Source organism: Kineococcus sp. G2 (genome assembly GCF_037154035.1).
Lineage (GTDB): Bacteria > Actinomycetota > Actinomycetes > Actinomycetales > Kineococcaceae > Kineococcus.
The window spans coordinates 1-11,258 of the sequence record NZ_JBBBEM010000025.1; the positions used below are offsets into that span (position 1 = coordinate 1).

Annotated in this window: 5 protein-coding genes; all 5 read right to left on the minus strand. The window is 69.0% G+C overall.

The window, feature by feature from the left end; all coding sequences use genetic code 11:
- Positions 1–140 precede the first annotated feature (140 nt).
- The gene (fusA, locus tag V9U69_RS05565; RefSeq protein WP_337060322.1) at positions 141–2,243 is read right to left on the minus strand and encodes an elongation factor G; all 2,103 of its coding nucleotides are present in this window, start codon (positions 2,241–2,243) and stop codon (positions 141–143) included.
- Between the two features lie 56 nt (positions 2,244–2,299).
- Positions 2,300–2,770, minus strand: a complete 471-nt coding sequence (rpsG, locus tag V9U69_RS05570) for a 30S ribosomal protein S7 (RefSeq protein WP_242126770.1) — start codon at positions 2,768–2,770, stop codon at positions 2,300–2,302.
- A complete protein-coding gene (gene rpsL / locus V9U69_RS05575) occupies positions 2,770–3,144 on the minus strand; it encodes a 30S ribosomal protein S12 (protein WP_012084987.1) in 375 nt (124 codons plus the stop codon). Before rpsL ends, rpsG begins: the two co-directional genes overlap by 1 nt.
- A 321-nt stretch (positions 3,145–3,465) precedes the next feature.
- The gene (locus tag V9U69_RS05580) at positions 3,466–7,347 is read right to left on the minus strand and encodes a DNA-directed RNA polymerase subunit beta' (RefSeq protein ID WP_337060325.1); all 3,882 of its coding nucleotides are present in this window, start codon (positions 7,345–7,347) and stop codon (positions 3,466–3,468) included.
- Positions 7,348–7,453: 106 nt separating this feature from the next.
- A complete protein-coding gene (gene rpoB / locus V9U69_RS05585) occupies positions 7,454–10,939 on the minus strand; it encodes a DNA-directed RNA polymerase subunit beta (protein ID WP_442907616.1) in 3,486 nt (1,161 codons plus the stop codon).
- Positions 10,940–11,258: the final 319 nt, after the last annotated feature.

The window sequence follows — 11,258 nt, forward strand, 5'->3', positions numbered from 1 at the left end:
TCGCCACTGGGGGTCCTCCTCGGACTGTCGTTGCTTCCCCGGTCCGGTGGACCGGGTGAGTGGGGGGCCGGCCCACCGTCTGGTGACCCGGGGTGGTGCCGGTGGGGGGCGAGAGCCCCCCACCGGCCTCGGGGCGAGTGCTACTCCCCGCGGACCTTCTTCACGATCTCCTCGGCGACGTTCCGAGGAACCTCAGCGTAGTTGGAGAACTGCATCGTGTAGACCGCACGGCCCTGGGTCTTGGACCGCAGGTCGCCGACGTAGCCGAACATCTCCGACAGCGGCACGGTCGCCTTGACGACCTTGGCGCCGCTGACGTCCTCCATGGACTCGATCTGCCCACGGCGGGAGTTCAGGTCGCCGATGACGTCGCCCATGTAGTCGGCGGGCGTGCGCACCTCGACGGCCATCACGGGCTCGAGGAGCACCGGGTCGGCCCGCTTGACGGCCTCCTTGAGGACCATCGAACCGGCGATCTTGAAGGCCATCTCGGAGGAGTCGACGTCGTGCGCCGCACCGTCGAGCAGGCTGGCCTTGATGCCGACGAGCGGGTAGCCCGCCACGACGCCGAGCTGCATGGCGTCCTGGATGCCGGCGTCCACGGAGGGGATGTACTCGCGCGGGACGCGGCCACCGGTGACCTTGTTCTCGAACTCGTAGAACTCCCCGTCCGAGGTGTCCAGCGGCTCGATGGTCACCTGGACCTTCGCGTACTGGCCCGACCCACCCGTCTGCTTCTTGTGGGTGTAGTCCATCTTCTCGACCGCGCGGCGGATCGTCTCGCGGTAGGCCACCTGCGGCTTGCCGACGTTGGCCTCGACCTTGAACTCGCGCTTCATGCGGTCCACGAGGATGTCGAGGTGGAGCTCGCCCATCCCCTTGATGATGGTCTGGCCGGTCTCCTGGTCGAGCTCGACCTGGAAGGTCGGGTCCTCCTCGGCCAGGCGCTGGATCGCGGTGCCCAGCTTCTCCTGGTCGCCCTTCGTCTTCGGCTCGATGGCCACCGAGATGACGGGCTCCGGGAAGGTCATCGACTCCAGGACGACCTGCTCCGTCGGGTCGGAGAGCGTGTCGCCGGTGGTCGTCTCCTTCAGGCCGATCATCGCGTAGATGTGGCCCGCGCGAGCCTCGTCGACCGGGTTCTCCTTGTTGGAGTGCATCTGGAAGAGCTTCCCGATGCGCTCCTTCTTGCCCTTGGTCGAGTTCACGACCTGGGAGCCGGCGGCGATCCGCCCGGAGTACACGCGGACGTAGGTCAGCTTCCCGAAGAAGGGGTGCGCCGCGATCTTGAAGGCGAGGGCCGAGAACGGCTCCTCGACGTCCGGCTTGCGGCTGATCTCGACCGACTCGTCGCCGACCTTGTGGCCGACCATGGGCTTCACGTCCAGCGGCGAGGGCAGGTAGTCCAGCACCGCGTCGAGCATGGGCTGGACGCCCTTGTTCTTGAACGCGGACCCGCAGAAGACGGGGTAGACCTCGCTGTTGATCGTGAGCTTGCGGACGCCGCCCTTGATCTCCTCGGGGGTCAGGTCCTCACCGCCCAGGTACTTCTCCAGCAGCGCCTCGTCGGTCTCCGCGACGCGCTCGACGAGCTTCTGGCGGTACTCGTCGGCCTGCGCCTGCAGCTCCGCCGGGATGGGGCCCTTCTCGTACGCCTCGCCCTTGGCCGCGTCCGCGCTCCAGGTGAGGGCGCGCATGTAGACGAGGTCGATGACGCCCTGGAAGTCGTTCTCCGCACCGATCGGGATCTGCATCACGAGGGGCTCGGCGCCCAGGCGCTCCACGATGGTGCGCACGGTGAAGAAGAAGTCGGCGCCCAGCTTGTCCATCTTGTTGACGAAGCAGATGCGGGGGACGTCGTACTTGTCCGCCTGCCGCCACACCGTCTCGGACTGGGGCTCGACACCCTCCTTGCCGTCGAAGACGGCGACCGCGCCGTCGAGGACGCGCAGCGACCGCTCGACCTCGACCGTGAAGTCGACGTGGCCGGGCGTGTCGATGATGTTGATCTGGGTGCCCTCCCAGAAGCAGGTGGTGGCGGCGGAGGTGATGGTGATCCCCCGCTCCTGCTCCTGCTCCATCCAGTCCATCGTCGCCGCGCCGTCGTGGACCTCGCCGATCTTGTAGTTGATCCCCGTGTAGAAGAGGATCCGCTCGGTCGTCGTGGTCTTGCCGGCGTCGATGTGGGCCATGATGCCGATGTTGCGGACCTTGGTCAGGTCCGTCAGCACGTCCTGTGCCACGGTTTACTGCCTCTTCCCTGGGATCGAGGGGGTGAGTCGGCGAGGTGCCGCTGGGGTCACCAGCGGTAGTGCGCGAAGGCCCGGTTCGACTCGGCCATCTTGTGGGTGTCCTCACGGCGCTTCACCGCGGCACCGAGGCCGTTCGAGGCGTCGAGGATCTCGTTGAGCAGGCGCTCGGTCATCGTCTTCTCGCGGCGCTGGCGGGCGTAGCCGACGAGCCAGCGCAGGGCGAGGGTGGTGGAGCGGCTGGGACGCACCTCGATCGGCACCTGGTAGGTCGACCCGCCGACGCGGCGGGAACGAACCTCGAGGGCCGGCTTGACGTTGTCCAGCGCGCGCTTGAGCACGACGACCGGGTCGTTGCCCGTCTTGGCGCGGGCGCCCTCGAGGGCGCCGTAGACGATCGACTCCGCGACGGACTTCTTGCCGTCCAGGAGGATCTTGTTGACGAGCTGCGTCACCAGCGGGGACTGGTAGACGGGGTCCACCACGAGGGGACGCTTGGGGGCGGGGCCCTTGCGCGGCATCAGCTCTTCTCCTTCTTCGCGCCGTAGCGGCTGCGCGCCTGCTTGCGGTTCTTCACGCCCTGCGTGTCGAGGGAACCGCGGACGATCTTGTAGCGGACACCCGGGAGGTCCTTCACGCGACCGCCGCGCACCAGGACCATCGAGTGCTCCTGGAGGTTGTGGCCCACGCCGGGGATGTAGGCGGTGACCTCGATGCCGCTGGTGAGCTTCACGCGCGCGACCTTGCGCAGCGCGGAGTTGGGCTTCTTGGGGGTCGTCGTGTACACGCGCGTGCACACGCCGCGCCGCTGCGGGCTGCCCTTCAGGGCGGGCGTCTTGGTCTTGACGACCTTGTCCTCCCGGCCCTTGCGGACCAGCTGCTGGATGGTGGGCACCCTGTCTCCGTCTGTCGATCTCGTTCGTCGGCTGTGCTGCTCGGGACGCGCTGCTCGTCGTGAGCCCGCGCTCGACTCCCCGCCGACCCACGAGGTCGGGCGTGTCGTTCGGTCGAGGGCCCGAGCCGGTGACGTCTTGTCACCTGATCGCGGGCACGCTCGTGTCAAGCGCACACGAGCCTACCCGCCGCAAATCAGGGGGTCAAAACGAGGCCCCCGCGCGGTCCTGGTGCGCGCGGGGTACCGCCCTGCCGGCGGCACCCCGCGCGGCGCCGCCCCGCTCCCCCGCCGCAACGGGGGGACGGGGCGGCGCGTCGGCGGTCAGCGGAAGTCGCTGCTGCCGTAGTCGAACTCCTCCAGCGGCACGGCCTGGCCGGAACCCACGCCGAACTGCGCGTAGTCGACCTCGTCGTAGCCGGGCACCGAGTACATCTGCGCCTTGGCCTCCTCGGTCGGCTCGACCCGGATGTTCCGGTAGCGGGGCAGCCCCGTGCCGGCCGGGATGAGCTTGCCGATGATGACGTTCTCCTTCAGGCCGAGCAGCGGGTCGCTCTTGCCCTCCATGGCGGCGTTGGTCAGCACCCGCGTCGTCTCCTGGAAGGAGGCCGCGGACAGCCACGAGTCCGTCGCGAGCGACGCCTTCGTGATGCCCATCAGCTCCGGGCGGCCCGAGGACGGCTGGCCGCCCTCCGCCATGACCCGGCGGTTCTCCTCCTCGAAGCGCGCGCGCTCGACCAGCTCACCGGGCAGCAGCTCGGAGCCGTTCTGCTCGATGATCGTCACCCGCTTGAGCATCTGGCGGACGATGACCTCGATGTGCTTGTCGTGGATCGACACGCCCTGGGAGCGGTAGACCTCCTGCACCTCGTCGACCAGGTGCATCTGCACCCGGCGCGGGCCGAGGATGCGCAGGATCTGCTTCGGGTCCACCGCGCCCTGGACGAGCTTCTGCCCGACCTCGACGTGCTGCCCCTCCTCCACCAGCAGGCGCTGGCGGCGGGTGACCGGGTAGGCCATCTCCTCGGAGCCGTCGTCGGGGACGACGACGATCGAGCGGCCCTTGTCGGTCTCGTCCACGCGGACGCGGCCGGCCACCTCGGTGATCGGCGCGTTGCCCTTGGGGGTGCGGGCCTCGAAGAGCTCCACCACGCGCGGCAGGCCGTGCGTGATGTCGCCGGACTCCGAGGCGGCACCACCGGTGTGGAAGGTGCGCATCGTCAGCTGCGTGCCGGGCTCGCCGATCGACTGGGCCGCGACGATGCCGACGGCCTCGCCGATGTCGACGAGCTTGCCGCTGGCCAGCGAGCGGCCGTAGCAGCGGGCGCAGGTGCCGACGCGGGACTCGCAGGTGAGCACCGAGCGGACCTTCACCGACTCCACGCCGCGACCGACCAGCTCGTCGATGACCACGTCGCCGAGGTCGGCGCCGGCGGCCAGGGCCACCTCGTCCCCGACCAGCACGTCGGTGGCCAGCGTCCGGGCGTACACGCTCGTCTCGACGTCGTCGTGACGGCGCAGCGACCCGTCCGCGTTGCGCTCCGCGATCGGCATCTCCAGACCGCGGCGGGTGCCGCAGTCGTCCTCGCGCACGATGACGTCCTGGGAGACGTCGACGAGGCGACGGGTGAGGTAGCCGGAGTCGGCGGTGCGCAGCGCGGTATCCGCCAGACCCTTGCGGGCGCCGTGCGTGGTGATGAAGAACTCACCCACGGTCAGGCCTTCGCGGAACGAGGCCTTGACCGGGCGGGGGATGATCTCGCCCTTCGGGTTCGCCATCAGGCCGCGCATGCCGGCGAGCTGACGCATCTGCATCCAGTTGCCCCGCGCACCCGAGCTCACCATGCGGTGGATCGTGTTGTGCGTCGGCATCGCCTGCTCGAGGTCCTTGGCGACGTCGTTCGTGGCCTGGGTCCAGATCTCGATGAGCTCCTGACGGCGCTCGTCGTCGGTGATCAGACCGCGCTCGTACTGCTGCTGGACCTTCTCGGCCTTGGCCTCGTAGGTCTCGAGGATCGCCTGCTTGTTCGGCGGGGTGATCACGTCGGCGATGGAGACGGTGGTGCCCGAGCGGGTGGCCCAGTGGAAGCCGGCCTCCTTCAGGGCGTCCAGCGTCGCCGCCACCTGGACCTTCGGGTAGCGCTCGGCGAGGTCGTTGACGATCGCCGACAGTCGCTTCTTGTCCACGACCGCGTTGACGTACTCGTAGTCCACCGGCAGCGCCTCGTTGAGCAGGGCGCGGCCGAGCGTGGTGTCGACCAGCAGGTCGTCACCGGGGCTCCAGCCCTCGGGCAGCGCCGTGTCCGCGGCCGGCACGACACCCGCGAGGCGGATGCGGACCTTGGCGTTCAGGTGCAGCTGCTTGGCGTCGAAGGCCATGATCGCCTCGGCGAGCGAGGAGAACTGCCGGCCCACGCCGTCCACGTCGTCCCGGTCGGCGGTCAGGTGGTAGATGCCGATGATCATGTCCTGGGTGGGCATGGTCACCGGACGGCCGTCCGCCGGCTTGAGGATGTTGTTGCTGGAGAGCATGAGGATGCGGGCCTCGGCCTGCGCCTCCGCGCTCAGCGGCACGTGCACGGCCATCTGGTCGCCGTCGAAGTCCGCGTTGAAGGCGGTGCAGACGAGCGGGTGGATCTGGATGGCCTTGCCCTCGACCAGCTGCGGCTCGAAGGCCTGGATGCCGAGGCGGTGCAGCGTGGGCGCGCGGTTGAGCAGCACCGGGTGCTCGGTGATGACCTCGGACAGGACGTCCCAGACCACCGGGCGGGCGCGCTCGACCATGCGCTTGGCCGACTTGATGTTCTGCGCGTGGCTGAGGTCGACCAGCCGCTTCATGACGAACGGCTTGAAGAGCTCCAGCGCCATCTGCTTGGGCAGGCCGCACTGGTGCAGCTTCAGCTGCGGGCCGACGACGATGACCGAGCGGCCCGAGTAGTCGACGCGCTTGCCGAGCAGGTTCTGGCGGAACCGGCCCTGCTTGCCCTTGAGCATGTCGGACAGCGACTTCAGCGGGCGGTTGCCCGGGCCCGTCACCGGCCGGCCGCGGCGGCCGTTGTCGAACAGCGCGTCGACGGCCTCCTGCAGCATGCGCTTCTCGTTGTTCACGATGATCTCGGGCGCACCGAGGTCCAGCAGCCGCTTGAGGCGGTTGTTGCGGTTGATCACCCGGCGGTACAGGTCGTTCAGGTCGCTGGTGGCGAAGCGGCCGCCGTCCAGCTGCACCATCGGGCGCAGGTCCGGCGGGATGACCGGCACGCAGTCCAGGACCATGCCCTCGGGCGAGTTGCGCGTGGTCAGGAACGCGGAGACGACCTTCAGGCGCTTCAGGGCGCGGGTCTTGCGCTGCCCCTTGCCCGTCGCGATCGTCTCGCGCAGCGACTCGGCCTCGGCGTCCAGGTCGAAGCTCTGCAGGCGCTTCTGCAGCGCCGCCGCACCCATGCCGCCCTCGAAGTACATGCCGAAGCGCTCGCGCATGGCGCGATAGAGCACCTCGTCACCCTCGAGGTCCTGGACCTTGAGGTTGCGGAAGCGGTCCCAGACCGCGGTCAGGCGGTCGATCTCGGCGTCGGCGCGCCGGCGGATCTGCGCCATCTCGCGCTCGGCGGACTCGCGCACCTTGCGGCGCACGTCCGACTTGGCCCCCTCCGCCTCGAGCTCGGCGAGGTCCTGCTCGAGCGTCTTGGCGCGGGCGTCCACGTCGGCGTCGCGACGGTTCTCCACCTCGCGCTTCTCGACCTCGATCTGCGCCTCGAGCGAGGAGTGGTCGCGCTGGCGGCCCTCCTCGTCGACCCACGTGATCATGTACGCGGCGAAGTAGATGACCTTCTCGAGGTCCTTCGGCGCCAGGTCCAGGAGGTAGCCCAGACGGCTCGGGACGCCCTTGAAGTACCAGATGTGCGTGACGGGCGCGGCCAGCTCAATGTGGCCCATGCGCTCACGGCGCACCTTGGCGCGAGTGACCTCCACGCCGCAGCGCTCGCAGATGATCCCCTTGAAGCGCACGCGCTTGTACTTGCCGCAGTAGCACTCCCAGTCCCGGGTGGGGCCGAAGATCTTCTCGCAGAAGAGCCCGTCCTTCTCCGGCTTCAGGGTGCGGTAGTTGATGGTCTCCGGCTTCTTGACCTCACCGTGCGACCACGTGCGGATGTCGTCCGCCGTGGCCAGCCCGATGCGCAGCTCGTCGAAGAAGTTGACGTCGAGCAACGTGATCTTCTTTCTGTCGTTTCCTGAGGTCTGACTAGTCCGTGGGACTCAGCGGTCCCGTTGGCCGGCGGCGGCGGGCCGGGGGCACTCCCCCGGCCCGCACCCGTCAGACCTCTTCGACGCTGCTCGGCTCGCGCCGAGCCAGGTCGATGCCCAGCTCCTCGGCCGCCCGGAAGACGTCCTCGTCGCTGTCGCGCATCTCGATGGCCATGCCGTCCGAGGACAGGACCTCGACGTTCAGGCAGAGCGACTGCATCTCCTTGATGAGCACCTTGAAGGACTCGGGGATGCCCGGCTCGGGGATGTTCTCGCCCTTGACGATCGCCTCGTAGACCTTCACGCGGCCCAGGACGTCGTCGGACTTGATCGTCAGCAGCTCCTGCAGGGCGTAGGCCGCGCCGTACGCCTCCAGGGCCCAGACCTCCATCTCGCCGAAGCGCTGACCGCCGAACTGCGCCTTACCACCGAGCGGCTGCTGGGTGATCATCGAGTACGGGCCGGTCGAGCGGGCGTGGATCTTGTCGTCGACCAGGTGGTGCAGCTTCAGGATGTACATGTAGCCGACCGAGACCGGGTCCGGGAACGGCTCCCCGGAGCGGCCGTCGAACAGGCGCGCCTTGCCGTCGCCCTGCACGAGGCGGTCGCCGTCGCGGGTGAGGGTCGTCGAGCTGAGCAGCCCGGTGATCTCCTCCTCGCGCGCACCGTCGAAGACGGGCGAGGCGATGCGCGAGCCGGCGGGGGCTTCGCGGATCTCCTCCGGGATGAGCTTCGCCCAGTCGGGCTGGCCCTCGATCTGCCAGCCGCGCGAGGCGATCCAGCCCAGATGCAGCTCCAGGACCTGCCCGACGTTCATCCGGCTCGGCACGCCGAGCGGGTTGAGGATGACGTCGACCGGGGTGCCGTCCTCGAGGAACGGCATGTCCTCCACGGGCAGGATCTTGGAGATGACGCCCTTGTTGCCGTGGCGGCCGGCGAGCTTGTCACCGTCGGTGATCTTGCGCTTGTTGGCGACGTAGACGCGCACCAGCTGGTTCACGCCCGGGGGCAGCTCGTCGCCCTCGTCGCGGTCGAAGACCTTCACGCCGATGACCGTGCCGGTCTCGCCGTGGGGGACCTTCAGGGAGGTGTCGCGCACCTCGCGCGCCTTCTCGCCGAAGATGGCGCGCAGCAGGCGCTCCTCCGGGGTCAGCTCGGTCTCGCCCTTCGGCGTGACCTTGCCGACGAGGAGGTCGCCGTCGCGGACCTCGGCGCCGATGCGGATGATGCCGCGCTCGTCGAGGTCGGCCAGCACGTCCTCCGCGACGTTGGGGATGTCGCGGGTGATCTCCTCCGGCCCCAGCTTGGTGTCGCGGGCGTCGACCTCGTGCTCCTCGATGTGGATCGAGGACAGGACGTCGTCCTGCACGAGGCGCTGCGACAGGATGATCGCGTCCTCGTAGTTGTGGCCCTCCCACGGCATGAAGGCCACCAGCAGGTTGCGGCCCAGCGCCATCTCGCCGCCGTCGGTCGACGGGCCGTCGGCCAGCACGGTGCCGACCTCGACGCGGTCGCCCTCGCCGATGACCACGCGCTGGTTGTACGCGGTGCCGTGGTTGGAGCGGCGGAACTTGGCCACGCGGTAGGTGGTCGTGGTGCCGTCGTCGTTGCTGACGGTCACCAGGTCCGCCGACACCTCGGTCGCCACGCCGGCCTTCTCGGCCACGATGACGTCACCGGCGTCGACCGCGGCGCGGAACTCCATGCCGGTGCCGACCAGCGGCGCCTCGGTCTTGACCAGCGGCACCGCCTGGCGCTGCATGTTCGAGCCCATGAGCGCGCGGTTGGCGTCGTCGTGCTCGAGGAACGGGATCATCGCGGTGGCGACGGAGACCATCTGCCGCGCGGCGACGTCCATGTAGTCGACCTCGGAGCGCGGGACGAACTCCGTCTCACCGCCCTTGGCGCGCACCAGCACGCGGGCCTCGGCGAAGGTGCCGTCCGGGTTCAGCGGGGCGTTCGCCTGCGCGATGACGAAGGCGTCCTCCTCGTCCGCGGTGAGGTACTCCACCTCGTCCGAGACGACGCCGTCGACGATCTTGCGGTACGGCGTCTCGATGAAGCCGAACGGGTTGATGCGCCCGTACGAGGACAGCGAGCCGATGAGGCCGATGTTCGGGCCCTCGGGGGTCTCGATGGGGCACATGCGGCCGTAGTGCGACGGGTGGACGTCGCGGACCTCCATGCCGGCGCGGTCGCGGGCCAGACCGCCGGGGCCCAGCGCCGACAGGCGGCGCTTGTGGGTCAGACCCGCCAGCGGGTTGGTCTGGTCCATGAACTGCGACAGCTGGCTCGTCCCGAAGAACTCCTTGATGGAGGCCACGACGGGACGGATGTTGATGAGCGTCTGCGGCGTGATCGCCTCGACGTCCTGCGTCGTCATGCGCTCGCGCACGACGCGCTCCATCCGGGACAGGCCGGTGCGGACCTGGTTCTGGATGAGCTCGCCGACGCTGCGCAGGCGACGGTTGCCGAAGTGGTCGATGTCGTCGACCTCGACGCGCACGTCGACCGGCTGACCGTTCTTGACGCCCTGCATGGTGGTCTCGCCCGCGTGCAGCTTCACCAGGAACTTGATGGTGCGGACGATGTCGTCCACGGAGAGCACGCTGGAGCTCAGCGGCTCCTCCATGCCGAGCTTCTTGTTCACCTTGTAGCGGCCGACCTTCGCCAGGTCGTAGCGCTTGGGGTTGAAGTAGAGGTTGTCGAGCAGGTTGCGCGCGGCCTCCTGCGTCGGCGGCTCGCCCGGGCGCAGCTTGCGGTAGATGTCCAGCAGGGCGTCCTCGACGCCGGCGGTGTGGTCCTTCTCCAGCGTGGCGATCATCGGCTCGTAGTCCGCGAACTCCTCGCGGATCTGCGACTCGCTCCAGCCGAGGGCCTTGAGCAGCACGGTCACCGACTGCTTGCGCTTGCGGTCGATGCGCACGCCGACGGTGTCGCGCTTGTCGATCTCGAACTCGAGCCACGCGCCGCGCGACGGGATGACCTTGGCGGTCCAGGTGTCGCGGTCGGAGGTCTTGTCCGGGACGCGCTCGAAGTACACGCCCGGGGAGCGCACGAGCTGCGAGACGACGACGCGCTCGGTGCCGTTGATCACGAAGGTGCCGCGGTCGGTCATGAGCGGGAAGTCGCCCATGAAGACCGTCTGGCTCTTGATCTCACCGGTGTTGCCGTTGATGAACTCCGCGGTGACGAACAGCGGCGCGGCGTAGGTGAGGTCGCGCTCCTTGCAGTCGTCCAGGGAGTACTTGGGCGGCTCGAAGCGGTGGTCGCGGAACGACAGCGACATGGAGCCGGAGAAGTCCTCGATCGGCGAGATCTCCTCGAAGATCTCCTCCAGGCCGGAGGTCATCGGCACGTCCAGACCGCCCTCGCGGGAGGCCGCGACGCGGTCCTGCCAGCGCTTGTTGCCGAGCAGCCAGTCGAAGCTGTCGGTCTGCAGCGCGAGGAGGTCGGGCACCTCAAGCGGTTCACGGATCTTGCCGAAGGAGTACCGTCCGGAGACGGTGCGGGCGGAGCTGTTGCCTGGTGCGGACGCTGTGCGCGAGGCGGCCAAGAGGGGTCCTTCCACGGGCCTGCGAACGTGACACGCGCTGACCTGCCCCACTCGGTCGTCCCACTGGTCGACGACCGGCCATATGACTGAAGGCAGCGCAAAACAACAAGGTACCCCGTGAAGGCGTGACTGTCCAGCCCCGTCCCGGGGCGCAGTCGACGCCGGCGCTCGGCCCCCGACGACAGCGGTGTCGTGCCGGGCGGAACGTGATGACAACCGCTGACGAGGATGGTCCCCCACCGCCCCCGCGTCAAGGCGATCCGGCCCGCTGTGGACGGCGTGTCGCGCGGGTGCCCGCGCCGAACGCACGAGGGGCGGG